This is a genomic window from Paenibacillus sp. OK060 (assembly GCF_900101205.1).
Classification (GTDB): domain Bacteria; phylum Bacillota; class Bacilli; order Paenibacillales; family Paenibacillaceae; genus Paenibacillus; species Paenibacillus marchantiae.
Genome location: NZ_FNFR01000003.1, coordinates 678,442 through 704,998 on the forward strand (window position 1 = coordinate 678,442; position 26,557 = coordinate 704,998).

Consider the following 26,557-nt stretch of genomic DNA (forward strand, 5'->3'; position numbering starts at 1 on the left):
TATATCCATATGGGTCAACTTTCTTCCCTATCGTCCTCTTATGACAACACCTCCTGTATCGGAATATCTGCATCCAACTTACTGGTAATATCATTAAAATAATACCATTATATTACATACCGTGGCAATGAAAATAGCTATCAACCTGCCGTAATCTCTCTCTGTTTTTTTGTATCTTATACTCCTTACGGGCAATGTGGAAGATGGCTGAGCTGCCTGAACGCAGCTAAACAATACACCGGTGATCTCACCATCAACATTACGTCCTTCTTCTACCGCATGGAATGAGAGGATTTCAACTGAAAAAGCTGCATCCTTTGTGACGGATGCAGCTCTTCAATATTTTGTATAACAGGAAGCTACAACCTTCTTTACAGTGAACCCTCAAGGTTTGCAGGTTGATTTCCCTCATTCACCAGACCTTGAATAAAGGTCTCAACATTGGGCGCAAGCCAAGTGATCTTGTCGCCTTCTGCTTTATTTACATGGACAACCTCGGGCTCACCGGCATTGCCGGATTCACGATAATCCAGCATCACGACCTCTGAATCGGAAGGGCACTCACACAGAATGACACCGATTTCGGGGTAACCCCCTTTTTCTATGATCGCTCGACTGCCCGCTTCTCCACACAGTGAATGTGCCTTTTCCCGTCCAATACCCAGGATATTCGATATTTCAACTTGAATCTTCCCATCATTCTCCGCCTGACTAACCGGAAAATAACGATAGTGGGGAACACCACCATTATGTAGTTTCATCATGTTCACATAGAATGTCGGCAGCTTGAACACCAATTGATCCTCCACTGCTTCAATTTGCTCTTCAGTAGGTGGGGACAACACATATTGATCGACGTTTGCTGGACTGTCATTCCAGAAGCTCGTCGATTCGGCATGGATACCAAGCGCAGCTTCGATGGTGATTTCAGTCACCGAGTGGACTGTATCCACGGGCTCCTCTACCACTTCTTCTGTAAGCTCGTCTGCTGTTTTATTCCGAATCCATTCCAGGAACTCCTGTGTATCCTCATCTCCCGGCTCCAATCGGTCCGCTGCTTCGAAAGCTTCACGCGCGTTCTCATATTGCTCCAAATAATAATACGCCAGACCAATGCGGTAATGCCAAAGCGGGTCATTTTGTCCCTCTGCTTCAACCGACAGGAATTGCTCCACTGCCTCCTGGTAACGCTCCATATTATTCAACGCTCTACCCAGATGGTTGACCAGAATATAATTCCGCTCCTCTTCCGGAACCTCTGTAATCGCATCTATAATCTCTTCATAATCATCCTGTTCATGCCAATCCTCTAGCCGTTCCAAGAGTTCATCATTCATTGATCTTGCCTCCCTGTCTTATTCATTGTAGAAATTATATCATTTAGGCGCTGCCCACTCCAAAAAAGGCGATTTCCACCAACTTAGCTCCAGATGAAATGTTCAACTTTCGGGACGATAGAGTGTCTCATTTAATATCTTTGTGACGAACGCGGTTTTATTGTCACAATAACGATCGATATCAGATCGATACTGCGCTGCTAACCTGATTTTTAATTGTTGGTATTCATTGCGCGCCATCTCATTATCTCTTAAATAGTCTCTTAACGCGATATGTTCCAGATACCCTTTTCCATCCTTAGGACAAACATATAAATGATACTTCATATGTTCATCTTGATATGTCCTTTGAAAGGCTTCTCTTCCCTCAATGCCGAGATTCCCTTGGTATTCGTACCCTTCTAGTGCCAACCGCTTAATAATCTCTGGGAGTACATCATAGCTATCAATGACAACATCCAGATCGATAACGGGTTTAGCTGATAAACCCTCAACCGATGTACTGCCCACATGCTCTACTCTTAGAATTAAGTCACCAATATATCTAATTATCATTCCTTTTATCTGTTCAAAAGCGACTTTCCATTGCGGATCGTATGGAACGACCTCAATAATAGGTGTTTTTTCGGCCATGATGATCCCCTCCCTAAATCCATGGTATTCGTTATCCATTATCTCCCCTCGTTCATGTTGAATTCACATTTGTGTATTACCGTGCACTAATACTAAAATTGCGTTTACTTGTACCTGCCATTTTTCTACCCACGGCCATTTCAGGCGTTGCAGTACTCATAATGAGTGGTTCCGAACCCGGATTCGGCTTCCGCTTGGCAGGCGTGCTTGCTTTACTTATATTTATTTTGACTACACTTATCGGTACCGTGCCTATTAACAAAGGTGCGCTCGCCTGGAATCCCGATGCACCACCACGCAATTGGAAGCTGTTAGTGAGAAGATGGGAGCGATTAGATGTGGTTCGTTCTTCGGCGGCAATTTTGGCTTTTGTGTTCTTCTTGACGGCAGTGGCGCTGCAGTTAGTCGGGAATTAAAGCGGGCCTAGCTGCCTATTCTTATTTGGTATTCATAACAAGAGAATACTTATTGAAAATCCAGGAGTCCTTCAACTCGTTTACAGCACGTTGGCTGACACGAACGGATGGCTTCTGCTCTTGCATGGCATCTACTCCAGGTGCGGAGAAACGCAGCAGTTTGGTGATTTTTTTAACTCCGCTCGCCACCTCTTCATAAAACGCATAGGTTAACGGCAAATGCTCTCGAATATCTTCGTATATATAGTACCTCCCCTTCTCATCCTCCAAATTGATCTGAAAACCTTTGGGGAGCGACAGGGTAATGCACGGTAATTCATCCTCAGCCCATTGTCCATCATAGGGGAAGTTAATTCCTTCGTTTTTGACGAAAAATCCGGAATTGTGCTGATCCAGCGTAATCAATACTGAATAGGCGAGATATGGGTGATACCCCTCCCTTTTCTCTGCCGCGGTAAAAAAATGATAAAATTGCTCATATCCTTCAAGCACCTGATTCGTATCATATTGAGTCTGATCATAACTAGGACGGATAAACTTTGCTCGTTTCTGCTCAAAAAGTGCCAACAAGCTTTTGAATTCATCCGGTGTTATGAAAAATTTCAGTTTATAAAATCCACTGTGTTTTAATCGATCCAATTAGCTCACCGCCAAATATAGACTTATAAAAACCGATCTCGTTTGCAACGTCAAATCTAGGATGCAGTTTGATACCTACTTCCACAATTTCAACATATTATCCTGCTAAGGAAGCTCTATTCCTCCCTTACCCTAGTGTGAGTGTTTGTATCGGAACACAGGACATTCTCCATAAATAAAAGTAAAAGGGCAAAAACGGTTCGCATTACACGAACCATTTTCGCCCTTTCGAATTTATTAAGAAAAGCTATTCTCTTCAGCCGAGCCTTCCACTCTCGCTCAGAGCATACATTCTTTCGACCATTATGTTTACAATCCTTCGATCAGTGCCTTGATTGAGCTGTCACTCTCCAGTGCACGGATGATAATCGTCACGGCTTCAGCCCGTGTAGCTTTGCCACTCGGCGAGAACACGGATGAGGATAGCCCTTGCACCAGATTGGCCGATGAAGCCTGCGCAATTGCCGCCGCTGCCCAGTTACTGCTGTCCACGTCACTGAAGCTGGCCGGAGTGCTAGTCGCAAGTGCGTTCAGATCAAGCACACGAGCAATAATCGTCACCATCTCAGCGCGGGAGATCGTCGCATTAGGTTTGAAGCTACCGTCCGCATAGCCTGTAATGACTCCCTTGTCAGCCAGAGCGCTGATATATCCAGCTGCCCAGCTAGACTTCGTATCTTTGAAGCTAGCCGAAGCCGAATTCTCACCAAGGCCAAATGCCCGGGCAATCATTGCGGTAAATTCAGCTCGGGTGACGGACGCATTAGGCCGGAACGAACCATTCTCGTAACCATCCACCATGCGTAATTTCACGGCAGCACCAATACTTCGGTTGGCCCAGTGACCAGAAATATCGCTGAATGTCTTTTGTTCATTTCTCGTTGCCGCTATGGCTTCATTAACTGTCTTCAGTACCGTTTCCTGGCTCACAACACCTGATTTGAACGGATTAACCTGTGTTGCTGGCGGTACCGTTGGTTCTGTTGTAGGAGGTGTGGTAACCGTACCCGAATCTGTTCCAGAACCTGTTGATGGTGTGGATGGTGTTGGTGTAGTGACGGAGCCACCACCTGTACCAGGTGTAGTCGGCGTTGTTGGCGTAGTCCCCGGATTTGTTGTATCCGTAATCGCCAGTGCAATGCGGTTGCTCTCATATTTCACCTGGGCATTATATTTGCTTGGCAGGCCATCCACCTGAACAGAGGCGAACTTTCCGCTTTGCTGATTGGCGCCATAGCTTACAAGCGTAATCTCACCCGCACCAGGTACATAGCTGCTGGCAAAATTCACATGCAGTGCTCCGGCGGAGTTCACCGTACCTTTAACGTCGAGCACGTCATTTGCGGAAGCCACGTTGAGCTCCAGCGTACCGTCAGCAGCCTGCACGAAGTTGCCTTCAATGTTCCATTTGCCAGTTACGCTCTCCGTAACCGTCCCCCCGTTGTTGACCACATCGCCACTACCGAACGCAGTAGCTGTATCACCTTCCAATGTGCCCGCGCTAACCTGAGTACCTCCGGAGTACGTATTAGCCCCCCGCAGTTTCAATATACCGCTGCCTTCCTTCGTCAGCTTGCCGGTACCGGAGATGTTGTTCCGCCAAACATCCACCGTGTTAAAACCACCCTTGCTGGCATCCATCACTACCGTTACATCACTGTTGAATGCGCCATATCCGTCTGCCGCAGCGAACAGATTGAGGCGTCCCCAGCCTTCGGGATCATCCAATACAGGGTAGCCGGATGTAATTCCGGTTGTCGCCAGTACAGCACGACGCTGATCCGCACTAAGATAAGGCTGTCTGGTCTCAAGCAGCACCTCTGCTCCTTTAGGGACTGGCATAGGCTCCGTTGTGGAACCGATCTGCGGGAAGCCATAAGTCAGACGTTGGGTATACTCGGCCTTGTTTTTCTCGTAGTCGGTAAATCGGTCTTCTGCTGTTCCGGTCTCCTTCAGCAGTACATTATGCGCTTGATCGTAAGCTGCCTGCTTCAGTTCAGTATTCTCCGGATCATTCAGAGCACCTGCTGCGAGGGCAGTTGCAAGTACACGACCGCCCATGACATCCAATGGGGAGTGCATTCCGGCAACAACTCGGTTGTTGCCCATTTCCGAAGCACGGGTTACCAACTCCTGAAAACGTTCAGGCACGGCATAAGCGAATGCAATTGCGGCAAGGTAGGACGCATTGGTATGCCCGCTCGGGAAGCCGCCGTCCGAGGCCGCCTCAGCCTCATCTTTAATTGCTGGTCTCAGCGTTGGCACAACAACCTCATGAGTATTCAACCAGCGGAACGGACGCATATAACTGAAGAAATTTTTGGAAGGGTTGGTTGACGCCGCATTACCGCGCAGGGCTCCGACCAGATCAACCATTTTACCTAGATCGGAATCGGAATTTCCGGCTTTGTTCGTTGTATTACCGTCGTCATACTTCTTCGTTGTGGCATCGTCCGGGATGCTCGTAATGGTCGTATATGTTCCTGATTTTTCACGATATACATCAGCCAGTGAACCCAGACCCTCGGTTGCACCGTAAGTTTGATTTGTACGATCGGTATAGTACGCGGCGTCCTCCTCCGCTTGAGTGCGGTTTGCTGCGATATCCGCTACATATTGAATGTTATAGTCCAGTATGTCGGGTTGAACCTTAGTGCCATTGTTCCAGGAAGAACCTGGTGTCCAGAGATCCAGGAACTTGGACAATGTGCCAAGGGCCGGGTTGGTCTCAAGTGTAGTGTTCGATGAGTTATTATTCTTATACGTATCTACAAAATAACCCCAAGCCGGCTCCTGCGGTAATGGAACTTGCGAATCACTTGGTGCCGCAAGCACAGCAGTTGATGCAATTGAATTGGATATGAGCACGACACCCATAGCAGCGGTCAACATTTTCTTTTTGTTTTTGTTGGCTTTCGTTTTCAAATCTTTTCGACTCCCATCGTTTGGTAGTTGGTCTCGAATCGGTCTCAATGTAGCACCCGGCACGTTTAACCAGCAATAAAACAATTTCGCCATTGTATCAATTTCGGAGCAATATCGCCTGTTTTCGACATTTAACATTCCCTTCATATAAATCGTGAACTTTGGTGGAATCAGGTAGTGTATAATCGTCGCCGGGAGGAATGCCTCATGAAAAAATGGAGCTCCGCATGGGCGGGTTTGGCGATTTCGTACGGTTCCATCGTGGTCGTCATTGTGCTGCTTATATGCTCTTTCTTCTATATCTATTTCTCGCGCAGTTACAATGAGGAATTGCAGAACAAGAATCAGCTGATTCTTGAAAATACAACACGAACCATTGAAGGAACGATCCTGCAAAGGGTGCAGCAGATCTACCTGGACTTGTCACTCGACAAGTCTGCGGATATTCGACTGTTCGCGGAACCATCTACTCGAAGCGGGCTAGACAGCGTCATTGACCTCCAGGAGTTACTTAAGTCCAAGGTTGCCGGCAACGCGGACATGATTCAGGCCATACATCTTTATTATCCTGGACAAAACATCATGCTATCGTCGCTATACGGCCTGCGCTATAACGCCGATCAAGGGGAAGGCTCGGCTTATTATTCAGATTGGCTTCAGGATATGCGGGCCAGCAAGCAAAATAGCCTGTGGACGGCTTCACGTCAGGTACCGCAGGACATTTTCTCCAGCGTGCCAGGTGGCACAGCTGACAGTAGCAACGCCCTGTTGACGTACACGCACAGCTATCCTTTTCAGTCCACAGGCGAAACCGGTGATGTCTATATTGCAATAGATGTAAAAGAAAGCGCGATTAGCAGCATTATAGAGAATATGATGCCCTCACAATACAAAAGCACATTTATCGTTAACCATATGGGTAACACCATTAGTAATGCCAATACCGACACTCTGGGGCAGCCAGGCGAATACGGTGCGAGCATCAAGAAAGCACTACAATCCGGAAACGCGAAGGGCAGCTTTGACGACAAGATCGACAATACATCGGTTGTTGTGTCCTACCAGACCCTGCCTTCGACAGGATGGACTATCTATAGCGCAATGCCGGCCAGCTTCTATTATGAACAGTCGATCATAGTACAGAAGCTCATCCTCGGCATCTGCATGATCGCCATCGTAATCGGTCTGGCGCTGTCAGCAGTTTTGCTCAGAGCGAATTACAGCCCGATCAAACGCCTCGTCAGCCGGATTAAGGACCTATCCGGACCGGCAACAACGCATATTACGAATGAATACCGGCTGATCGACAGTGCCTTCATGCAATTAAACGATAAGGTGAGCAGCCTTGAGGAAACACTGCTGGCGAACAGTCCGGCAATCAAGCATAACGCTGTACTGAATCTGCTGCATGGCGGCTATAGCCGAGAACAGTGGGCAGAAGAACAGACTGCACTAGGCATCTCACATCCATATCACGCATACAGCTGCTTGCTTCTGAATACCGGGGTAGCCCATATGGGACTTAGCTCGGAGAATCTACCATCCGTCATATCGAGATTTATCCATGGGCTGGAGTCGCTACCCTTGCCAGATAGTCGCCTGATTGCCGAGGAGCTGCCGGACAAGAAGCTAGCGGTTATTCTGTGTACGGATATAGCGTCTGAACCGCTGCTGGACAAGCTGTCCCAGCTTCTATTGTCAGAGGCACGACAGCAGTTCCAGCTTGATATCCAGCTGTCGTCAGGCTCCTGGGTGCAAGAGCTGGCCGATGTGCATAGAAGCTTCAGCGAGGCCCAGGCGTTGATGAAATACGCGTATTTCCTGCCCGAGCTCCATATCCTGAAGGACCGCAGCATTCTCCAGCGGGAGCACAATATGGACGAAATTCCACAGGCCATGCTTGCCAAGTTCAGGGACAAGCTTCATGCCAGGCAGCCGGATGAGGCCGTTGCCGCCGTTAACCAGTTCATTGCCACGATGAGGGAAGGATTATATCCCGCAGACTATTGCCATTTTATGCTGGCGAATGCGGTATTCGTCTACTCGGATGTCGTGAAAAATGCCCGTTACAAGCATCCCATTCAGCTCGGTCATCCCGATCTGTATCATGAGTACATCAGTATCGCCAATATCGTGGCATATCGCGACTGGCTGGTGGAGTCGATCACGGTATTTATCTCCGAAACGGAGAAACGGAACAGCGACCGGGCCGTCTCCACCATCGGGCTCGCCAAACAATATATTGAGGAGCATCTGTCCGAAGATCTGTCACTGGAGGCCGTAGGGACGCAGGTGTTCATCAGTTCCAAATATTTGAGCAAGCTTTTTAAAGAGGAGCTTGGCGTTACCTATACTGACTATGTCACCTCCCGGCGGATGGAACGGGCCAAAGTACTGATTGAGAACAACAACATGACTATTGAACGGATCGCAAGCTCTGTCGGTTATGGAACTACTGCCTATTTCATTAAACGGTTCAAGGAAATGTACGGCTGTACGCCGGGCCATTATTTACGCAAGACTGCTTCGGCAGGAATCGCGGATGCTGGATCTTAAGGTGAGGAAGGGTTACGGATGAAAAAAAAGGGATGGCTGCGCGTTACAGCGCTTCTCGCAATGCTGATTCCGGTAGGCGTGATCAGTATCCTCAGCGGCTGCGATCTGCCACTCGGGCAGAAGACCACAACGGATAAGCAAGAAGCCGATTCGGCTTTCCCCAATCCGCGCTACCACATTTCATGGACGATGCATCAGAATTATCCGGTGCCGGAGGATGCGGAAATGCTCAAGTACGTGGAGGACAAATTCGACGTCGATCTCGATGTGTGGAATCTTGAAAATAACAAATATGAATCCCTTCTCGACATGAAGCTGGCCCAGGGTGCAATTCCCGATCTGTTCCGTATCCGCCAGCCGCAGGATCTGCTGAAGTACCAGCAGCAAGGCGTACTGGCCGAGATTCCTGTGGATATGCTCAACACATACGCCCCGAACCTGATGCGGATCATCCGGGAAAATGCGCCTGCTTACGAAAATGCCGGAATGATTGATGGGGCCTATTATGGTATTCCCGTCATTAATCCGACCAACATTTATCGCACCCCGGTCGTTTTCCGGCAGGACTGGCTGGACAAGCTCGGCCTGTCGGTGCCGCAAACGCTGGCTGATTTTGAGAAGGTAATCTATGCATTCACCAACGATGATCCTGACGGCAATGGGATCAAGGATACCTATGGCCTGTCCAGCGAAGGCATGAACGTTGTATTTGGCGCCTTTGGGCAAATTGTTTTCGCGGATCAACTCTACTTCAGCATGAAGGATGGAGAGCAGGTCATCGGTGCCCTTCAGCCCGAAATGAAAGAAGCACTGCAATATTTACGCAAATGGTACCGGGACGGCGTGATCGATCCCGAGTTTATTACCGGGGAGAATAAGGGCAGCTACAAACACCTATCCCACGCCTTTATTAACGGCAGGATCGGAATGACCTCGATGGGCAATTATTATCACTGGATTCAGGATGGTGATTACCTGGACTGGAGTTATGGCTCGAATGGACATGCCGTAGAGACTCCGGTGCAATCGACCTTTAACGTGAAGGAGCTGACCGCCAAGAACCCGGAGGCCCGGGTGGTGTTCGGCAGACCTTTTACTGGACCATACGGGCAGCGCGGCTCCAAGGGATACGATATGTTAATGAGCTTCACAACCATCGGCGCCGACGCTGTTAAGGAACCGGGCAAGCTTGCGACGATCCTTCGAATTCTGGATGATGTCAGCGCAAACCCTGATCCGAATGAGGCAGCTACCCTGGCCTTCGGCGTGAAAGGCAAGCACTGGACTTGGACTGATACGTTTCCGCAGAACACGGTCATTCTTCCTCCGTACGATAAGATGTTCAGTTATCAGAACGGAATTGGCGCCAATCTGGGCATGACCGTGCCCCTGAAGCAGACCGGGAGACGAGAGCAATGGGCTTCGACCCTCGGCCTGAATCAGGATGGTATCTACAACTCACTTGAGGTAGCAACCCCCTCCCTTGCCAAAAACGGAGCAGTTCTGATCAAGCTGAAGAACAAGGCCTACATCTCCTTCATTACAGGCGAGAGACCGCTGAGCGAATTTGATAATTTCGTGGAGGAATTCATGGCCGCAGGCGGCGCGGAAGTACTAAGCGAAGCGAATGAGTGATTGATGTGAATGAGTGATTGATGTGAATGAGTGACTGATGTGAATGAGTGACTGAACAAAAAAAGAGCAGCTCACCGCTGCTCTTTCCTATTTCCGCCCATATTCACATGTGATGGGCTTAAGTCAAATATTCCGCCATAATCTGCTCGATATCAAACGGGGTAATTCCTTGTTCCACCGAATAGATCGTATCGGCCTGATCCAACGTATCCACCAGTTCACCTCTGGCCTTGGCATGAAGCGTGAACAAGTCGTAGAGATCCGGTTTACGGAGCGTGGTCAGGGCTTTGCCCATCAGGACCATCCCTTTTTGATTACCCTCCACATTATTGTAATATTCCGGGTGCCTAGTCAGCGCCAGATCCGTCCAGATTACCGTACGCTCCACCAAATCCATAATGACGGGAATCGCGATCTGCGTATCTGCTGTGATATCAATCTTGTTTGCCACCGTAGACGGCTCGAAGATCTCACCAGAACCCGGCTTCTTCCGCATCATCCAGCCCACAAAGCATTCCGGCAAATCGCAATATGGATGACTCGTAAAGGAAAGCAGACTCGCCACCACATAACGTCCACCATAATCAACAATTGACGGAATATGCAGGTCAATGAACTCGCTCGCACCATGAGGCGCTGTCACGATATCACCGCTGTGAACAGCCTTGTAGTTGGATGAACGCAGATTCGTATAGGAGATGTGCTCTACATAGTTCCAGTTCTCATCGTACATCACCGCAGACAGATCGATATCCACGCGCCCCGTTGCTTGACCATTCACGTTCCCTTCCTTCCACCAGTTGAAGAAACGAATCGTATCTCCCTCGGCCATCGGCACCCGGCTTCCCCGAACAATCGTATGAAGGGCTTTGCTCGCCGATCTTTGCGAAAAGGGAACCAGATAATCATGGAGCTGTGGATCGACAAATGTCTTCCCAAGTGAAGGAAGGGCGGCGAAACGCTGCACCAGCGCCTGTTCACACATTTGCGCAACTTCGTGACATGTGTCATCATCCATCTCTGGAAGCTGATTCGGAATGGCGAAAGCCTTCGCTACATTGCCTTTCGGGAAAAATACACGCAGATCCTGCGGTTCATTACGCCGGGCAAAATGCTCCCTCACCTGCAACAAAACCGGGGTCGATACGTGCTCCAGAATTTCTCCGAATGCCAGCAATACATATTCCTTATCCGTGGTAGAGCGCAACAAGTGATCCAATCTTCTCGCAAATTCACCAGGGCGCTGCTTCAGCAGCTCAATCAAACTCCACACATTCTGATATTGGAAGGCCAGCTCCACACTTCCGTTAAAGGTCGTAAACGACTTGTTATTACGCAAAATATCAAAAGCTTCCTCGCATCGCGGGTACCGCAGCTTATATTCAGATGGATGCAGAATTTCCCCCAGACGAATCCAGCGATCCTTATATCGAAGCATGTCTTCCGTAATTGAACCGCATTGCTCCAGCAAACCGAGCAACAGGCGTCTCTCACGCCGTTTGAATTTACGGAAAGGCGAAGCTAGAGCCAGGCTGACATCCCCACCCGACCAAGCCACAGCGAGACGAAGCACATCGGTTGCCGTTCTGAAATACGGGCCGATTCGGTCGATATTGGCCTTTTCATACGTTAATAAGGAAGCTACTACGAACCCCACATTTTCCTTAAAAGGAATCTCGGCTGGCAACAGCGCATCTACTTCATCCGGTTCTGCATGCTCCAGCACCGTATCGATATCTGCTTTGTCCGTCTCCGAGATGGAGCCGTTGGCTTCGATCAGTTGGCGGATGAGCGTCTGGAAGTCAGCCTTGTTGCCGAGGCCAATGACTTTCAGGTTTACTTTATCCAGCAAAGGTACCCTTTCCAGCGGTTCACAAATCGGATATACCAAGGTCAGATAATGAAGGATAGCATTCAGGTAGAGTTCCACCTCATCTTCCTCCATCACCTGCGCCGGGAATCCAGGGTACATCGGTTTGTAGTCCACATGTGCACCGACCATGATTCTCAGATCAGCCACAACCTGGGCCATCAATGCTTCAAATTGTTCCTTGGATAATGTTCGCACGGCCTGCATCAACTCATCCGAGAATGTGTATCCAAGCGTTTCTATATTTTTAAGAGCAGTCGCCAAATAAACCTTCGGCAGCTGTTTCTCCCCTTGTTCTTGCTCGATCATGAGTTTCATCGCTCTGCGCAAATAGATGGTATTGTTCATGATAAAAGAGTCCAGGAAAGCCATATCCCTACAATTAGTGGTCTGCTGTAGAAGGAAGGAATATGATAGCCTGGACGCCTCCTCTCTGAATTGAGATCTTCAGGAAAGCGGCAACCCTAAGTTCGCCAATGAAGTTAGAAGGAAGGATCGCCATAGCCTGAAGGCCAAAGGTCCGAAGCTTGTGACCCGAACCTTTGATGAACCCATCATCTCAGATTCCACGATCTCCCAACAGGGCGAAAGTATTACGACATGCGAAACTAAGGAGGAATTCTCTGACTTGTGTCGAGCAGTACTGAAGAAGGGCATACAACTGATGGTACATAAAAAAAGAGCTAAGCACGGTTTTTAGCCGGCTTAGCTCTTTATCACACGCATGGTAAACAGGTTACATACAGCTCGTTACATCCGAACGACTGATTTCTCAGCCGTCAGTCCAAGCACCCGAGCGGTTGAAGCATGTACTTGGTTTAGAAGACTAAGATTGTCAACCAGTGATTCGCCATAGGAAGGAACCATTTCCTTGATCTTTGGTTCCCAGGCATCCATATGCTGCGGGAAGCACTTCTGGAGAATCTCCAGCATCACGTGAACAGCAGTTGAAGCACCCGGTGAAGCTCCGAGTAATGCTGCAATCGAGCCATCCGCCGCAGTGACTACCTCCGTGCCGAATTGAAGAGTTCCTTTGCCGCCTTGAGCCGTGTCCTTAATCACCTGCACACGCTGGCCCGCCAGTACCATATCCCAATCCTCGCTCTTGGCATCTGGAACAAAGTCACGCAATTCGGCCATGCGTTGTTCCTTGGATAACATGAGTTGTTGGATCAGGTATTTGGTTAGTGAAATTTCTTTGACGCCTGCCGCGAGCATCGTGAGCAAATTGTGCAGCTTCACGGACGTAATCAGATCGGCATTGGAGCCTGTTTTTAAGAATTTTGGCGAGAACCCGGCAAACGGTCCAAATAGCAGCGACTTCTGATTCTCAATAAATCGGGTATCCAAATGCGGAACAGACATTGGCGGAGCACCCACCGAAGCTTTTCCATATACTTTGGCATGATGCTGTTCCACGACTTTCGGATTTTTGCACACCATGAAGATGCCGCTAACCGGGAAACCGCCGATATGTTTACCTTCAGGAATGCCGGATTTTTGCAACAAATGCAAGCTACCGCCCCCTGCCCCGATAAACACAAATTTCGCCGTATGGCGCTTGACTGCACCACTGCCCAGATCTTTCACTGTTAATTCCCAAGATCCATTGCTTGTGCGTTTCATATTCTTCACGCTATGTTGGTAGTGGATATCCACGTTTTGGCTCTTTAAGTGTTCCATTAGCATACGCGTTAAAGCACCAAAGTTAACGTCCGTACCGGAGTCAATTTTGGTGGCTGCAATCGGTTCATTGCCCGTGCGGTTTTTCATCATCAGCGGAATCCATTCCGCCAGCTTTTTCTTATTATCCGAGAATTCCATGCCAACGAATAACGGATGTTTCGCTAACGCTTCAAAGCGTCTTTTTAGAAACAGGACATTCTGCTCTCCATGTACATAACTCAAATGAGGGAGCGGCATAATGAAGTCCCGCGGATTACGAATCAGATTGCTTTTGACGAGATAGGACCAAAATTGCCTTGAGATTTGAAAATGCTCATTCACCTTAATGGCTTTGCTAATATCTACGGATCCGTCTGGTCGTTCAACGGTATAGTTAAGTTCGCACAATGCTGAATGCCCGGTTCCGGCATTATTCCATTCGTTGGAGCTTTCCTCCCCCGCACTGGCGAGCTTCTCAAAAACCTTAATATTCCAGTCTGGTGCCAATTGTTTAAGCAAAGTTCCCAAAGTTGCACTCATAATTCCGGCACCAATCAAGATAACATCTGTACTCGTTTGTCCCTGGCTCATGTCTACCGTCCTTATATCCTATATTTGCCAAAAGGATGTAAGCGTTATCGATTTGGCATTGCAGCAAGCCCCATTCTTGAACAGGCCCGCCCCTTCTCTGAATGAATATAACCTTGATCTAGTGTATCAATAATATGGGTCAATTTAAATATGCAATTTGAAGATATTTGCTATTCCATCAGTATACGCTAGTTTATGTCAGATAGATAACCCGGTTATAGGGCTGAAAGATTAATTTGTTCAATAAAAAGAGACAATTCTGGTTGCGTGGCCTGAATTGTCTCTGAAAAGTGAGAGGAATTGATGTTTGGGTTAGTGTTTATCTGTTTGCACACCATAATAGTGTTTTTATTGAGACTCCAGTTCCAGCAAGCTGTTCTCTAGTATTTGAATGTTTTTACTCTCCATTATTTTAGAGTTCAGTACAGCAACAAAATTTATGAATTCTCGGGCATTACTCACGATTTCCTTAGTAAAAGAAGCCATGCTAACATTAGCGCCTTTCCAAGTTGAATATCTAAACTCCTTAAACGGCTCAGTAATAAACAGATCCAGAATGACTTGTCGATCAGTATCTTCAACTAAACTGACTTCTAATTCCTTTTCCTGCGATTTAAACTCAAGCCATAAATTAGCGCTATCCGGGATTCGATATGCAACATAATTATGAACTTTAACCATTTTGGCAATGGTTATTAAGTCAACAAACCATCTAATGAGTCTTTCATTACCAAATGGACAATCTTCGAAGAACATGCCGTACTTATTACCGTTAAAGTCCAATTCAATAATTCCCTCTATATCTTGTTTCGTCTGATCAAATTGTTCCGCGGACATTTGTTTAATTTCATCAAAGTTATCAATTGCTTTGAAAGAAATAGCGAACATATTCATGCACTCCTAATCTAATAAATCACTAATTTTATATATATGAGTTCCATATATAGAATCAACATTACCATTTCTAATGAACACCTTAATCGGCTCATTAAAAACAGTAACGGTATGCAACCCTTCGTTTACTCCTTGTTGTTTCAGCTGACTGACGGCCACCGTTGACGCATCAGTTATTTTTTTATCCGACCACTCTTTATTAAAAAAAGATTTCCTACTTAACATTTCATTAATCTGCTCTTCAGACATTTTCTTTTGGAGATATGGAAGTTGTTGCTTCGTACTATTTACAGAATGTCTATTAATAACATGATCAATTAGATTTTGACTCAAATTAACTTTCTGCTCAACGGCTTTTGGAGATGTTTCAACCACACTCTTTTGAGTATTCCCCTGTGCATTACTATTCTTGGCTCTAGCGGCCTCCATATTATTCTTAATTTTTGCTGCCAAACCGGATGACGATGTTCGAAACGGTCCTGAACGTCCTGGAAAGCTCCCACGAACCATCTGAATCGCCATAAACACTTGGGCAAACTTTAGAGAGGTAACCATGGTTCGAGCATAAGAATCAGAGACAGTCTCTCCTGTATAGGGATGTATTCCGTTCTGGAATGCCTTGATCTGTAGTGTGAATATATCATCCCCAGGTGGTTCAACCTTCACACCTTCCATGCGATTAACATCCAGATGTCCATGATCCTTCTCATACGCCTGAAGGGCAGCCTGATCCGCATCACCATCCTCGTTGACAGGCATCCACACCCACTTTCCAAACATATTGATTTGTGCCATCCGATATCCCTTATCACCCGAGCTTGAATCACCTGCTGAATTGGTCATGATTGCTGCGGCACCGACTGCTCCAGTTGCACCACCCAGACTTACCAACTGAGCATCTGCATCCTGGAAGCGCGTAGCGATGTCCTTCAATTCCTTGGATGTACTCACCATACTCTCCAACGCTTTATCCAGTATAGGGCGTGATTGCTCAAACTCATAGTAAAACCGCTCCTGCGTAGCCCCCATCCACATCGTCTGAATGAACATGATCTGTCTCATCAGATCACCCCGTATATGCTCCAACTGTTGTCTGGCCTGATCCATCTGATTCGATACGTGATGTAGTTGTTCAGGGGTAACTTTAATTGTACTCATACGTTTCTCCGCTCATTTAAAATAGGATTAACCAATGTTAGCAGAAGTTTGTAACATAGACCATCCGGCTAACATCCTGATTTGACCATTTTTTTAAAACATAAGCTGTACCCATCATCGGTGCTATAGTCCTATATGCATTTACCCATTTCAGAGTACTTATCACCAGCAAATAATCCCCTTACCCTATCTCCTCCAAAAACGCCCGATACCGCCCAACCTGCTCCTCCGTCGCACATTCCCGCAACGATTCCAATAGTGCCGCGCATTTTTTGAAATACCGATTCATCTCAAGCTCATCCGCTAACCTGAGTGCCTGCAAAATGAACTCCACCGCTTTCTTTTGCCTTCCCATCCATTGTTCGTATAAAGCCCGGTGATAACAGTAATGGTACATATCACCGTTGTTTGAAGAATCTATTCCTCTGCCGACATCCTGAACCTGACTCGCAAACATATGTAAAACTTGATCAATCTGCCAACGATATTGGACCGCAGCCTCCACAATCGTTCTTAGACCTGCTATACATTCCACTGGATGCTCTAGCAGAAAATTCACATACTCCTCCAACAGCTCTGCATGCCCCGCTTCAATCTCCAGCGCATACCGATTCACCTGTGCTCGATGCCTCAACTCCTGCACTACCTGCGTTCCCGCCTCATCCAGCTCTTCCATCCACCCCGGCTCTGCATACTGGTCGAGACACGCCCGCGCCTGATCCACCTGTCCCATCTTCTGGTGAGCCAACCCTCGCATCTGGAGGCTGAACCCGTGGTAATAGATCAACGGATGCTCAGTATGGATGTATGGTAAAGGTAATCCCTTGGTACGGTGCTCCTGTCGCTCTTCATGAATGCACTGCACACATTGATACAACATGTCCGCCCTCTCCATTACCTTGTTCCAATTTTCAAAAGCAACAGCCATGTCCAACATTTCAACAATGATGTCCGGTTTGAATGATTTTAGGATAGATTTACGCAAAAGGAAGCCTCCTTTATTATCTATTATCAAATCATTGTATAGTTAAATCAAAAGAAGATCAATATAAATTGTACTTATAAGTACTATTATATTCACAATCAATTTGTATCTGTTAGTCTGTAACGATTCTATAACCTCTTCTAACCTTAAGTGGAGGTGATCATATGAATTTACCAGAAAGTGTAGGGAATCGAATACGCGAGTTAAGAAAGGCCAAGGGTTGGACTCAAGAACAACTAGCAGAAGCAGCAGGTCTTCATTACAGCTATATTGGTGGGGTTGAACGGGGAGATCGAAATATTTCTCTGGAGACTCTAGAAAAAATAATAAATGGATTTCAGGTTCCTGCTGAAGAAATCTTCAAATTCAACGAAGAATCCGAATACAAAAGAGCTTTGGATGAACATATAACATTAATAAGTGGTAAAAACGCAGATGAAATCGCATCATTAACGAAAATTAATAAAGAGATTCTGAATACTATAGAAAAGCTACAAAAAAGTTCTGAATAAAACACATCAGCATCGAAATCAAAAAGAGTGGAGTAACCCTCACACTCTTTTTTAATTTCATGAATCTACAAAACAACACCCTCAAACTCCGCAAACTCAATCCGATTACGCCCATTCTGCTTCGCCTGATATAACGCCTTATCCACCGCAGCGAACAGTTGAATCAGATACCCCTCCGGGTTATCCGGTACATGCTCCAATTCAAAATCCTCAATGGACAAAATTCCTATACTGATCGTAATGGACACCTGTTCGATCTCGTGATCCACTACAATGAGGTTTGACTCCACCGACAATCTCACGCGTTCTGCAATTTGATTAGCCACGTCATGCTCCGTATGCGGAAGGTAGATCATAAATTCCTCCCCGCCATATCGGGTTAGAATATCGGTGCTCCGAATGGATTCTTTGACAGCCTGAGCCGTGCGATGCAGCACTTCATCCCCGATGACATGTCCGTAGCGATCATTGATCGCTTTGAAGTAATCAATATCCAGCAGTATGAGTGAAAACGGCGTTTTATATTGAATGTTGGTGATAACCTCGTGATTCAGATGTTGGGTCAGATAACGACGGTTGTAGCAGTTCGTCAGACTGTCCGTCAGGGCGAGTTCTTCCAGCTTGCGATTGGCCTCGGACAACTCCAGACGAATGCGATCCAGGGCATGATTACGCTCCTGAAGCGTCTCATTCTGCCTATTCATTTCTTTGACATAGAAGCGCTCTTGAGAGACATCCTGGAACGTAAGGATATGACCCCTGGGTGCGCGCGCAGCATCCACAATGGGAGACGCTTGGAGGATATAATGACGGATGTCATCCCGCCCCACGAGTACTTCAATTTGAGACAAGGTATTGTCTTTTTGCTTATACTCCTCCAGGAACTTCTGGCGGCTACCCTCTACACGAACAAAACCCAGAAATGCCTCCATATCAAAAGAATCCCCCACATGCAGATCCATGAAGGATCGGGAGGCTTTGTTCAATTCAATAATCATCTCATTCTCATCCAGTACAAGGATGCCGTAAGGAATGGTATTGATTACATCCTCATGGGCGATGGAAACCAGATCAAACACATTGTACCTTTTTATGACATAGACGAAGAAAAGGTCGGACACGAAAATCCCCAGTGAAGTCAGTCCGGGAATGATGAACGGTAAATACGCTCTTAGAACCACATTAAGCAGAGCATCGATTGTTGCAAAAGCAGCCAGAACGAATATGCCCCTTAGCGTAACTTTCACCTGATTTTTAATCATGGAAGACGTTCGAGAAGAATAAAGTGCCCGGAATAAAATAAAGAGGGACGTTACAAAGTAACTCACGAGTATAGCCATGACAACCCAGAACCAGTGTCCATATTCCCGCTCGACATAACCGCCTTCAAGTGGAGTTACAAACCACCCCCATGGGTTCAGGATCACGCCAACCGCTCCAATAACCGCAGGGATGAACAATAGTAAGGATCTTTTTGGGCCTAATCGCTCCGCCTCACCCGTAATGAAGATTGTAAGCAGCAGCCAACCACTCCCGAGTAAGGAAACGGCAACAAAAGATAACGTAACATAGAACAACTGCAAGCCTGGATCTTTCGTCAACGTACTCGCAAATTGACAGAATGGCCAGAGCATCATCAACCCATGAAACAAAAAGTAAACCTTATGTAAGTTCGTAATTCTAACCGTAGCAAAAACATATACGTATACACCAAACAATAGGACGAATAGAAAGAGATCATACCATACTAATGGGCTCACGAATCTTCTCCTTTTTGCATGCGACAACGAGGATAGTATTGAACTGGGTTATTCCTTAACGCTATGTGAATCTTCGATAAACCTATAAAAGATATTCCTATATTATTGCTATTGGTTAATTTAACCACATCTTATCACACCGCTAATGGGGTGAGTAGCCCATACAATGGCAAACCAACCAACCTCTGTTTGAATTTTGCGCAATTTTTGCGTTTTTGTGAATGAAATTGAACGTTTAGATGTAAACCGGGAGGAAAGAAGACCTTGTTAGCTGTCGTAAGAAGCAAGCAGGTACGTATGTAGAGCCCTCCGTCACCGGACGGCCCTCTCCTCATTCGTGTACAGTAGTCAAAGGCAAATTGTCCGAGAACAAATCCGGATTATCTTGGAGCATGCTCGTGATTACTTCCGTCAACAAGGCCGCATCACACACTCTGACAGCCGCATCGCCAAGCTGCCCCTTACGCATCGCACCTTTACGTTCAAGAACGTCATCCACTTTCCAAAAATGCTCCGACCACGACAATCCGCAATGTCTCCGAGAAGGCACCGAAATTTCGGTTCCATCGGGTAAAACCGTGCGTAACATCTCAGGCTCATCCGTTAATCTGCCCGGGATATCGACCCATTCTTCGATACCATGGATAAACGTATTCCGTTTCAGATCAACGCCGACCAAAAGGATCGTGGCCTTCCGATCAAGCAGTTTGCCCCAGGCTGAGCCTCTCGCACAAGGTGTATCGAAAAGATGATCGTCCTTCGTAAATGCTTCGGCGTCGCGTCCCAGAGCAGCTACCGAATGTGTAGGGTGCCAAGAACGTACTACTTCAGGTCGTTTGCGAAATAGCTCAGGCAGAATACCGACGCAGCATGGCGAAGATTCCACGTGGAACATCGGATTGTCCGCATTGATCGTAGACCATGTATGCGTTGGCAATACCAGCAGTCCGTCCTTCATATACTCGGTCAATGCATCCAGTACCGTATCCGCACCACCTTCGACTTCGCCCATGCTTTTCATGGAAGAGTGAACGAGCAGCGTCCCTTGGTCGTCAATGCCGAGCTGACGCAGTTGGTGGAGCAAACTTTCTTGCGTATGTATCATTAATAGATAACCTCCTTTGGGCTATTATAGCAAAATAGAGCGTAGACGACGGTACTAACGTTATCCTTTGTATTGGAGAGAGCACGAGACCTGTTTCAGGCCATACACCATGCGCCTCACGGCAAGACAAAGGGCCGGGGAACCCCCCGGCCATAAGGAAAGAATTTGTATAAGTTCATGAATAACAAAACTATTTAATCACAACGTATTCCAGGTTCACCAATTTCGCATAGGTCACGATTTGATCCGTAGTCAGGTTCAAAGATACTACGGTATGGTGACCGCCTCCATTCTCGATCCATGCTCTAACCCCGTCCTGGAAGTTGGGCTTCACATTCCACAGTACACGGGCTACCGGCAGATTAGGCGCTGGAAACGTTGGTTCAAATGCAGACACTTCGTTGATCAACAATTTGTAATGCGTTCCGAAGTCTGCCATGGATACCACGACGCCTTCTCCTGCTTTGCCATCGAATACGAGACGCGCAGGATCTTCACGATCGCCAATACCCAGTGGGGACACGATGATTTTAGGTTTGTTGCTGGCAAGTGTCGGGTCTACTTCAAGCATATGGGATTGAAGGATAGCTTCCTGACCAGCTGCCATCTCGTACGTGTAATCCTCCATGAAGCCCGTGTTTTCGTTATGGGCCATAACTTTGAGCAAGCGGTCGAGTGCAGCCGTTTTCCAGTCACCCTCTCCAGCAAAGCCGTACCCTTGAGCCATCAGACGTTGAACAGCCAGACCCGGAAGTTGCTTCATGCCATGCAGATCTTCGAAGTTCGTGGTGAAGGCACTGTATCCACCCTCGTCCAGAAAACGTTTGATCGCAATTTCATAACTTGCTTGTACACGTACGCTAGCTTCCCAAGCTTCTTTGCTGTTCGTGCCATAATCGAATTCATACAGGTCTGCGTACTGAGCGATCAGATCGTCGATTTCCTGCTCTGTTACAGCGTTCACGTATTGCACGAGGTCGCCAATGCCGAAATAATCGACTGTCCATCCGAATTGGATCTGTGCTTCTACTTTATCGCCTTCGGTCACGCCTACGTTACGCATATTGTCGCCAAAACGAGCAACCTTGATGTTGAAGCTTTCGTTGTAGGCTACAGCTACATCCATCCAATCCGCAACCTGCTGCTGCACTTCGGGACGCTCCCAGTAACCAACGACGATTTTGTTTTGTTTTCTCAGGCGTGCATTGATGAAGCCATATTCGCGGTCACCGTGAGCCGCTTGGTTCAGGTTCATGAAGTCCATGTCGATGGTCGCCCATGGAATGCTTTCATTGAATTGTGTCGCGAGATGAAGTAACGGTTTTTGCAGCAATTTCGTACCCCGAATCCACATTTTTGCAGGCGAGAACGTATGCATCCAAGTGATTACACCCGCTACCTCGTCGCGATAGTTCACTTCTTTCATGATGCTCGTGATTTTATCTGCGCTTACCGCCAAATCCTGCAATACGAGCGGGTATGGAAGAACGCCACTTGCATTGAGGGCATCCGTGATTTTCTGTGCGTTGGCTTTAACCTCACCCAGTGCTTCTTCCCCGTAGAGATGCTGTGAACCTACGACGAACCAAAACTGTTTAGCTGCTGTTGCTGACATGTAATCATCCTCTTTTCATTTTTATAGTTGAACAAATGGGTTACACTTGCCACTCCGATTGCAGTACCATCTTCCGATCGCTGGTTATCCCCGGATTTCTTTGATCAATTTTAATAAGGATGATATCCGGTTATAAAGGCGAGCGCTTCGCTTCTACAGATTGGTACTGCACTCTCCGTTATCGTGTAAAAAGTATAGTTGAACAAGTCATTCCCACACTAAACCACTTGGAAGCCAGAACATGCTTCCAGTCACTGTTATAACCAAATTACTTTTGTCCGTAGTACGCGTCTTTTCCGTGTTTCCGCAAATAGTGTTTATCCAAAATACCTTGCGGCAGTTCTTTTGCAAAGTTATTCAATTGCCGCGCATACAGGTTCATTTTGCACACTTCCTCCAGCACGACGCTGTTCACTACCGCCGACTTGGCATCTTTGCCCCATGTGAACGGTGCATGACCATGAAGCAGAACTGCCGGGATCGCCATCACATCCAGCCCGCGCTGTTCAAATGTTTCAATAATGAGACGGCCTGTCTCCGCTTCGTATCCGCGATCAACTTCATCCTGGTTCAAGAAACGGGCACAAGGTACGGCACCATAGAAGGTGTCAGCATGCGTCGTCCCCATCACGGGTACGTCCAGACCAGCTTGCGCCCAGATGGTCGCCCAGGTGGAATGAGTATGCACAATACCACCGATTTCCGGGTAATGTTTGTACAGCACCGCGTGAGTCGCGGTATCAGAAGAAGGTCTCATTTCGCCCTCCACCACATTGCCGTCCAGATCCACCACAACCATGTCGCTTGGCTTCATCTTGTCATAGCTGACACCGCTCGGTTTGATGACAAACAGGCCACTATCCCGATCCATTGCGCTGACATTACCCCATGTGAACTTCACGAGTCCGTGCTTCGGCAGCTCCAGATTCGCCTCATAGACCTCTTCTTTCAGTTGTTCTAACATGTTATTCCCTCCCGCTCTCTAACTAGTCCGTGTTCAAAAAGTCGGTTTTCAGTACCAAGAAGATGGGATGAAGCTAGAAATGGAGTAGCGGAGCGTAGATAGAGCTACGTGAGCAACGGACATTTCGGCTAAATTCCATATTCGATGTTGATGATGCCACTAGGCATCCTTCGTAATCAAAAGCGGTCTTTTTGAACAACCTCTACCAGATGATCTACCGCCGCCTGCTCAATTGCGAGGCCCTTCCGATAACGTTCGATAAATGCTTCAAACCCTTTGACATCCGATGCATCCGGCTCAACTTCCTCACCCTGGACATCGATAAAAACCTTCTGCTCTAGGAACACATCCAGACTCTCCTGCTGATCCTTGTTGATCATGTACGAGGCCAGAAGCGCCATACCCCATGCGCCGCCTTCACCCGCTGTAGACATGACTGACACCGGCACGTTCATCGCTGCGGCTACAATCCGCTGTCCGACGACAGGAGTCTTGAACAGACCACCATGAGCCAAAATGCTGTCAATCGCCACATGCTCGTTCTTCGTCAAAATGTCCATGCCGAGCTTGAGGGCACCAAAAGCGGTGAACAGATGTGTACGCATGAAGTTCGCCAGATTGAAGTTGCTTTCCGGGGAGCGGACGAACAATGGACGGCCTTTATCGATACCGGTAATGTTTTCACCCGAGTAATAACCGTAGCTCAGCAAACCGCCACCATCCGGGTCGGCTTCCAACGCCTTATTGAACATCACGCTGAACAATTTACCGGTGTCGACTTCGTATCCCATCGCCTCGGAAAATTCACGGAATAATCCAAGCCAGGCGTTGATGTCACTGGAGCAGTTGTTGGCATGCACCATGCCTACCGGACTGCCGTCTGGTGTCGTAACCATATCGATCTCGGGATACACTTTGGACAATTCCTTCTCCAAGACGATCATTGCGAACACGGAGGTGCCGACGGAGATGTTGCCCGTACGCTTCCTCACGCTATTCGTTGCTACCATGCCCGTTCCGGCATCGCCTTCTGGCGGACAGAATGGAATGCCTGACTGCAAATCATTCGAAGGGTCGAGTAGCTTGGCTCCCGCTTCGGTTAACTCACCAGCATTCTCACCTGCGCGATACACCTTGGGAAGAAGGTCCTCGACCTTCCACGGATAACCTTTACTTGTGATCAGTTCATCGAACTGCTTGATCATGGACGGGTGATAATTATGCGTAGACTCGTCGATTGGGAAAATGCCCGAGGCATCGCCGATACCGATGGCTTTATTGCCCGTCAGCAGCAAGTGTATGTAACCAGCCAAAGTTGTCAGGTGATCGATGCGAGGCACATGGGTCTCTTCGTTCAAGATCGCTTGGTACAAATGAGCGATGCTCCAGCGTTCCGGGATATTGAACTGTAGAAGATCCGTCAGCTCCCTTGCAGCCTTCCCTGTGGTCGCATTACGCCACGTCCGAAACGGTACCAGCAGCTCTCCCGTGCTATCCAATGCGATATATCCATGCATCATAGCCGAGAATCCGATGGAGCCTACCGTTTGCAGCTTGATTCCGTATTTCCGCTCTACGTCTTGCTTCATCTCACGATACGCAGTCTGAAGACCTGTGATAATATCCTCTTGGTTATAAGTCCAATATCCGTCTTTCAGGAGGTTCTCCCATTCATAACTGCCTGACGCGATGGTCTCAAAACGTTCGTCAATCAACACCGCCTTGATCCGCGTCGATCCAAATTCGATGCCTAGTGAAGTGGCTCCCTTGGTAATCGCTTCTTTCATATCCACATGACTCATGATCACGTAGTCCCCTCTCTGACCACAGTAGGTAAAGTAACAATATAATTGCCTTAAAGATGATTAAATTGGATTCATATTTCGGTTCATTGAAAAGAATGCGCTTTCCTTTTCTGACAGCCTTAGTATATTTTTTGTACGTACATTTGTCAATAATATATAACAGTTATACTTACATTAGTTATGATATAACGTCTAAACGATCTCATTTCTTTGCTTAAAAGCTTATTTTGTAGGGTACACATTTCTGTTTAAGGATGGGAATTGTACGGTTTATTTTGTAAAACTGGCTGTTACATAGCCATTCCATTCGAATCATGATAAAATATGTACGTACAACTATGAATATGACGATGTTTTTTTATAGATAAGTAACGATGAAAGAAGTGGACTGCGTGAAGCCAAAGTATCAGGTCATCATTGACGATATCAAAAGCAATATCCTATCGGGAACCTATAGCGTAGGCGAACAAATCCCTACCGAATCCGCACTGCAGGACAGCTACAACGTGAGCCGCCAGACGGTACGAAAGGCCATTTTGGAGCTATCGAACGAGGGCTTTTTGAGAAGCGAGAAAGGTTCCGGCACCTATGTAAGCAATCTGTATCGATCCAGAACCGGCGGGAAAACGATGAAAAAAACAATCGGCGTCATCACGACGTATATCTCCGATTACATCTTCCCCTCCATTATCCGCGGTATTGAAGGCCGATTGAATGAGGACAATTATTCGTTGCTGTTAGCCAGCACCAATAACGATGTTGAACAAGAGAAAAAGGCGCTCGAGATGATGCTGTCCTACGGTGTGGATGGCCTGATCGTCGAACCGACCAAGAGCAACTTGTACAACCCCAACATAGCGTACTATCTTTCCTTTAAGGAACAGGATGTACCGTTTACAATGATCAATGCCTTTTATGAAGAGCTGGAGGTGCCTTTCTTCTGTCTGGATGACGTGCAGTCCAGCTATCTAGCTACCCGGGAACTGATCGCCAAAGGACATAGCCAGATCGGCATTATCGCGAAAATGGATGATTTACAAGGGAAGTATCGGATGAAGGGATATATCAAAGCGCTGGGCGAAGCCAAGTTACGGTTTCATCCCGAGCAAGTGCTTTCGTTCGATACGGCATCGAAGCCGGACCTCTCCACCAATCTGGAGGTGTTTCTGGAGGAAAACAGAGATGCGCAAACATCCCTTGTCTGTTACAACGATGAGGTGGGGCTAGAAGTCGTACATGCATGTAGAAAGCTGGGGATTTCCATTCCTGACGAGTTATCCATTATCGGCCAGGACAATTCTTATATCGCCAAGAACGCCAACATCAAACTCACGACATTAACTCATCCCCAAGAGCAAATGGGCCGTGACGCTGCGGATTGGGTCATCAAGAAACTGCAAGGCAAAAAGGATCTGCCCACCAACACCTATTACCAGCCAGTGCTGGTTGAGGGCGAGACAGTAAAAGAGATTGAGTTGGAATAGTATTGGGA

The 26,557-nt window shown here is 47.2% G+C and carries 19 protein-coding genes; 5 read left to right on the forward strand and 14 right to left on the reverse strand.

Annotated elements, in window-relative coordinates; translation table 11 throughout:
- Positions 1–371: 371 nt before the first annotated feature.
- Positions 372–1,337 carry an SMI1/KNR4 family protein gene (locus BLS14_RS14695; protein WP_090952560.1) on the reverse strand — a complete coding sequence of 322 codons (966 nt, stop codon included), beginning with the start codon at positions 1,335–1,337 and terminating at the stop codon, positions 372–374.
- A 102-nt stretch (positions 1,338–1,439) separates the two neighbouring features.
- Positions 1,440–1,970 carry a GrpB family protein gene (locus tag BLS14_RS14700; protein ID WP_090952562.1) on the reverse strand — a complete coding sequence of 177 codons (531 nt, stop codon included), beginning with the start codon at positions 1,968–1,970 and terminating at the stop codon, positions 1,440–1,442.
- Positions 1,971–2,041: 71 nt separating this feature from the next.
- Here BLS14_RS14700 and BLS14_RS14705 point away from each other — a divergent pair, with 71 nt between their 5' ends.
- Positions 2,042–2,386 carry an anthrone oxygenase family protein gene (locus BLS14_RS14705; RefSeq protein ID WP_176854529.1) on the forward strand — a complete coding sequence of 115 codons (345 nt, stop codon included), beginning with the start codon at positions 2,042–2,044 and terminating at the stop codon, positions 2,384–2,386.
- A 21-nt stretch (positions 2,387–2,407) separates the two neighbouring features.
- Here the strand turns inward: BLS14_RS14705 and BLS14_RS14710 are convergent, their stop codons facing one another.
- Both BLS14_RS14710 and BLS14_RS14715 read right to left on the reverse strand, forming a co-directional pair.
- On the reverse strand, positions 2,408–3,025 hold the full coding sequence (locus BLS14_RS14710; RefSeq protein ID WP_090952565.1) for a hypothetical protein: 618 nt from the start codon (positions 3,023–3,025) through the stop codon (positions 2,408–2,410).
- Between the two features lie 309 nt (positions 3,026–3,334).
- Positions 3,335–5,902 carry an S-layer homology domain-containing protein gene (locus tag BLS14_RS14715; protein WP_371121639.1) on the reverse strand — a complete coding sequence of 856 codons (2,568 nt, stop codon included), beginning with the start codon at positions 5,900–5,902 and terminating at the stop codon, positions 3,335–3,337.
- 255 nt (positions 5,903–6,157) lie between these two features.
- Between BLS14_RS14715 and BLS14_RS14720 the strand changes: the two genes are divergently transcribed.
- Both BLS14_RS14720 and BLS14_RS14725 read left to right on the forward strand, forming a co-directional pair.
- The gene (locus BLS14_RS14720) at positions 6,158–8,506 is read left to right on the forward strand and encodes an AraC family transcriptional regulator (protein WP_090952567.1); all 2,349 of its coding nucleotides are present in this window, start codon (positions 6,158–6,160) and stop codon (positions 8,504–8,506) included.
- A gap of 18 nt (positions 8,507–8,524) precedes the next feature.
- Positions 8,525–10,141: an extracellular solute-binding protein gene (locus tag BLS14_RS14725; RefSeq protein ID WP_090952569.1), complete on the forward strand. Its 1,617-nt coding sequence runs from the start codon at positions 8,525–8,527 to the stop codon at positions 10,139–10,141.
- A 118-nt stretch (positions 10,142–10,259) separates the two neighbouring features.
- Here BLS14_RS14725 and BLS14_RS14730 read toward each other — a convergent pair whose 3' ends face one another.
- The 5 genes from BLS14_RS14730 to BLS14_RS14750 all read right to left on the reverse strand — a co-directional run bounded on the left by BLS14_RS14730 (position 10,260) and on the right by BLS14_RS14750 (position 17,304).
- Entirely contained in the window at positions 10,260–12,359 is a 2,100-nt protein-coding gene (locus tag BLS14_RS14730) for a TerD family protein (RefSeq protein WP_090952685.1), read from the reverse strand.
- 402 nt (positions 12,360–12,761) lie between these two features.
- A complete protein-coding gene (locus BLS14_RS14735) occupies positions 12,762–14,267 on the reverse strand; it encodes a malate:quinone oxidoreductase (RefSeq protein WP_090952570.1) in 1,506 nt (501 codons plus the stop codon).
- Positions 14,268–14,615: 348 nt separating this feature from the next.
- Positions 14,616–15,155 carry a hypothetical protein gene (locus tag BLS14_RS14740; RefSeq protein WP_072733898.1) on the reverse strand — a complete coding sequence of 180 codons (540 nt, stop codon included), beginning with the start codon at positions 15,153–15,155 and terminating at the stop codon, positions 14,616–14,618.
- 12 nt (positions 15,156–15,167) lie between these two features.
- Positions 15,168–16,319, reverse strand: coding sequence for a WXG100 family type VII secretion target (locus BLS14_RS14745; protein ID WP_090952572.1), 1,152 nt, complete (start codon positions 16,317–16,319; stop codon positions 15,168–15,170).
- Between the two features lie 181 nt (positions 16,320–16,500).
- Positions 16,501–17,304, reverse strand: a complete 804-nt coding sequence (locus BLS14_RS14750; RefSeq protein WP_090952574.1) for a DNA-binding protein — start codon at positions 17,302–17,304, stop codon at positions 16,501–16,503.
- A 164-nt stretch (positions 17,305–17,468) separates the two neighbouring features.
- Here BLS14_RS14750 and BLS14_RS14755 point away from each other — a divergent pair, with 164 nt between their 5' ends.
- Complete coding sequence (locus BLS14_RS14755) at positions 17,469–17,816, forward strand: helix-turn-helix domain-containing protein (RefSeq protein WP_090952576.1); 348 nt, start codon at positions 17,469–17,471, stop codon at positions 17,814–17,816.
- Positions 17,817–17,881: 65 nt separating this feature from the next.
- Here BLS14_RS14755 and BLS14_RS14760 read toward each other — a convergent pair whose 3' ends face one another.
- The 5 genes from BLS14_RS14760 to BLS14_RS14780 form a co-directional block, all read right to left on the reverse strand.
- The gene (locus tag BLS14_RS14760; protein WP_090952578.1) at positions 17,882–19,576 is read right to left on the reverse strand and encodes a histidine kinase N-terminal 7TM domain-containing diguanylate cyclase; all 1,695 of its coding nucleotides are present in this window, start codon (positions 19,574–19,576) and stop codon (positions 17,882–17,884) included.
- 331 nt (positions 19,577–19,907) lie between these two features.
- Complete coding sequence (locus tag BLS14_RS14765) at positions 19,908–20,681, reverse strand: AAC(3) family N-acetyltransferase (protein ID WP_256336476.1); 774 nt, start codon at positions 20,679–20,681, stop codon at positions 19,908–19,910.
- Between the two features lie 190 nt (positions 20,682–20,871).
- Positions 20,872–22,296 (reverse strand): L-arabinose isomerase, encoded by a 1,425-nt coding sequence (gene araA, locus BLS14_RS14770; protein WP_090952580.1) that lies wholly within the window; start codon positions 22,294–22,296, stop codon positions 20,872–20,874.
- Between the two features lie 268 nt (positions 22,297–22,564).
- Entirely contained in the window at positions 22,565–23,260 is a 696-nt protein-coding gene (locus BLS14_RS14775; protein WP_076287227.1) for an L-ribulose-5-phosphate 4-epimerase, read from the reverse strand.
- A gap of 176 nt (positions 23,261–23,436) precedes the next feature.
- Complete coding sequence (locus tag BLS14_RS14780; protein ID WP_090952582.1) at positions 23,437–25,062, reverse strand: xylulokinase; 1,626 nt, start codon at positions 25,060–25,062, stop codon at positions 23,437–23,439.
- Between the two features lie 395 nt (positions 25,063–25,457).
- Here BLS14_RS14780 and BLS14_RS14785 point away from each other — a divergent pair, with 395 nt between their 5' ends.
- Positions 25,458–26,549 (forward strand): GntR family transcriptional regulator, encoded by a 1,092-nt coding sequence (locus BLS14_RS14785; RefSeq protein ID WP_090952584.1) that lies wholly within the window; start codon positions 25,458–25,460, stop codon positions 26,547–26,549.
- The last annotated feature ends 8 nt before the right edge of the window (positions 26,550–26,557 follow it).

Excerpts from the sequence above, each read along its gene's own strand:
- BLS14_RS14695 (WP_090952560.1), bottom strand. The coding sequence starts at position 1,337 with ATGAATGATGAACTCTTGGAACGGCTAGAGGATTGGCATGAACAGGAT.
- BLS14_RS14745 (WP_090952572.1), bottom strand. The coding sequence starts at position 16,319 with ATGAGTACAATTAAAGTTACCCCTGAACAACTACATCACGTATCGAAT.
- BLS14_RS14765 (WP_256336476.1), bottom strand. The coding sequence starts at position 20,681 with ATGATACATACGCAAGAAAGTTTGCTCCACCAACTGCGTCAGCTCGGC.
- BLS14_RS14740 (WP_072733898.1), bottom strand. The coding sequence starts at position 15,155 with ATGTTCGCTATTTCTTTCAAAGCAATTGATAACTTTGATGAAATTAAA.
- BLS14_RS14775 (WP_076287227.1), bottom strand. The coding sequence starts at position 23,260 with ATGTTAGAACAACTGAAAGAAGAGGTCTATGAGGCGAATCTGGAGCTG.
- BLS14_RS14735 (WP_090952570.1), bottom strand. The coding sequence starts at position 14,267 with ATGAGCCAGGGACAAACGAGTACAGATGTTATCTTGATTGGTGCCGGA.
- BLS14_RS14700 (WP_090952562.1), bottom strand. The coding sequence starts at position 1,970 with ATGGCCGAAAAAACACCTATTATTGAGGTCGTTCCATACGATCCGCAA.
- BLS14_RS14725 (WP_090952569.1), top strand. The coding sequence starts at position 8,525 with ATGAAAAAAAAGGGATGGCTGCGCGTTACAGCGCTTCTCGCAATGCTG.
- BLS14_RS14780 (WP_090952582.1), bottom strand. The coding sequence starts at position 25,062 with ATGAGTCATGTGGATATGAAAGAAGCGATTACCAAGGGAGCCACTTCA.
- BLS14_RS14755 (WP_090952576.1), top strand. The coding sequence starts at position 17,469 with ATGAATTTACCAGAAAGTGTAGGGAATCGAATACGCGAGTTAAGAAAG.
- BLS14_RS14730 (WP_090952685.1), bottom strand. The coding sequence starts at position 12,359 with ATGAACAATACCATCTATTTGCGCAGAGCGATGAAACTCATGATCGAG.
- BLS14_RS14720 (WP_090952567.1), top strand. The coding sequence starts at position 6,158 with ATGAAAAAATGGAGCTCCGCATGGGCGGGTTTGGCGATTTCGTACGGT.
- BLS14_RS14715 (WP_371121639.1), bottom strand. The coding sequence starts at position 5,902 with ATGGGTGTCGTGCTCATATCCAATTCAATTGCATCAACTGCTGTGCTT.
- araA (WP_090952580.1), bottom strand. The coding sequence starts at position 22,296 with ATGTCAGCAACAGCAGCTAAACAGTTTTGGTTCGTCGTAGGTTCACAG.